The following is a 1,339-nucleotide window of genomic DNA, read 5'->3' as shown; positions in this document are numbered from 1 at the left end:
TGCAATGCCCGGCAGCGTCTTCGCCAGCGGCGCGTTGCGGTCGTAGTCGGTCCTGAAGTCGACCAGCGCGTCGACCATCGAGCTCCACTTGCCGCGCGTGACGCCCAGCGAGAACAGGATCAGGAAGCTGTAGAGCCCGGTCTTCTCGACCACCAGGCCGCGTTCCCACAGGTACTTCGTGACGACTGCGGCGGGAATGCCCGTCTCGTCCAGCTTCGCGCCCTTGCCGAGGCCGGGCGTCAGCAGCGTGACCTTGATCGGATCGAGCATCACGTAGTCGTCGGCCAGCTTGCCAAAGCCGTGCCAGTCGGCCTTCGGGTCGAGCACCCAGTCGGCGGTCTTCAGCGGTTTGTCCAGGTCCAGTCTCTCGGGCTGCCAGACCTTGAACCACCAGCCCTCATCAGCGCCGAAGCCGGTGCCGATGGCGGCCATCGCCTGCCGGAAGTTCGTTGCCTCGTCGTGCGTTTCCTGCACGATCGCGCGGCCGCTGGGCCCGTCCATCATGGCCGAGCTGACGTCGAGCGACGCGATGATCCCGTAGTGCGGCGAGGTCGACCCGTGCATCATGAAGGCGTCGTTGAAACGCGTTGTGTCGATCTTGCGTTTCTCCGATTCCTGGATGTGGATCATCGAAGCCTGCGAGAAAGCCGCGAGCAGCTTGTGCGTGGAGTGCGTGGCGAACACCAGCGTGTGGTCCGCGCGCGGATGGCCGCGCGGCACACCCATGGCATGTCTGCCCTCATAGAACTCGTGGAACGCGGCATAGGCGTACCACGCTTCGTCGAAGTGCAGCGCGTCGACCTGATCGGCCACTTCCGCCTTGATCTTCTCGGCGTTGTAGCAAAGGCCGTCGTAGGTGGAGTTGGTGACCACGGCGATGCGCACGTTGCCCTTGGCGTTGCGCGCGATCGGGCTCGCCGCGACCTTCTGGCGGATGGCCTCGGGCGAGAACTGGTCCAGCCCGATCGGGCCGATGATCCCGTAGTCGTTGCGCGCGGGCGTGAAGTAGATCGGCGTGGCGCCGGTCATGATGAGCGAGTGCAGCAGCGACTTGTGGCAGTTGCGGTCAACGATCACCAGGTCGTCATGCCCGGCCATCGAATGCCACACGATCTTGTTGGCGGTCGAGGTGCCGTTGGTCACGAAGTAGGTGTGGTCCGCGCCGAAGACCTTCGCCGCATAGGCCTCGGCTTCCTTCACTGGCCCCGTGTGATCCAGCAGCGAGCCGAGTTCCGGCACCGAGATCGAAAGGTCGGAGCGCAGCGTGTTCTCACCGAAGAACGCATGCAGCGCGTAGCCCACCGGCGACTTCAGGAAGCCGACGCCGCCGGCATGCCCC

1 pseudogene is annotated in these 1,339 nt (G+C 65.0%); it reads right to left on the bottom strand.

The window, feature by feature from the left end:
- A pseudogene (locus tag HCU76_RS36290) lies at positions 1 to 1,339 on the bottom strand (beta-eliminating lyase-related protein); the annotation flags it as partial.

Origin of the sequence: Variovorax sp. dw_308 (assembly GCF_019207085.1) — a bacterium.
Classification (GTDB): Bacteria; Pseudomonadota; Gammaproteobacteria; order Burkholderiales; family Burkholderiaceae_C; genus Variovorax.
This window is presented reverse-complemented; position numbering and strand designations above follow the sequence as displayed.